The sequence below is a fragment of the Paenibacillus tyrphae genome, assembly GCF_027925525.1.
Taxonomy (GTDB): Bacteria; Bacillota; Bacilli; order Paenibacillales; family NBRC-103111; genus Paenibacillus_G; species Paenibacillus_G tyrfis_B.
Map to the genome: position 1 here is coordinate 1 of NZ_BSDJ01000112.1, position 340 is coordinate 340.

Sequence of the window (340 nt, forward strand, 5' to 3'; positions counted from 1 at the left end):
GGTTTGGTTATCCTTTGCTAGGGCAACTAGGATGCGAGCGAGTTTTCCGCAAAGCTTCATCAAAGACTGCATTCCCTTCATTTTCTTGACATGCTTATTGTGTTCGTGGAGTGCTTTAAATTCTGGATTGGCAGCGACTAGATGCAAAACGGTTAAATATAAGATGCGACGAAGGCCGGATCTGCCGCGTTTGGTAATGGTTACTTCTCCTTTACGAAGCCCCGAGCTATTCTCAGATAGATGTAAACCTGCCAACCGAAGAAGCTGCGATCCGTGTTGGAATTGTCTAAGATCACCGGCTTCGCTATATAAGGTAGCCAGCGTCATATCGCCGATCCCT

At 46.8% G+C, this 340-nt stretch carries 1 protein-coding gene; it reads right to left on the bottom strand.

Annotated elements, in window-relative coordinates:
* A partial coding sequence (locus tag QMG93_RS35095; RefSeq protein WP_281944534.1) for an IS110 family transposase occupies nt 1–327 on the bottom strand: 327 nt, incomplete at its 3' end.
* Nucleotides 328–340 lie beyond the last annotated feature (13 nt).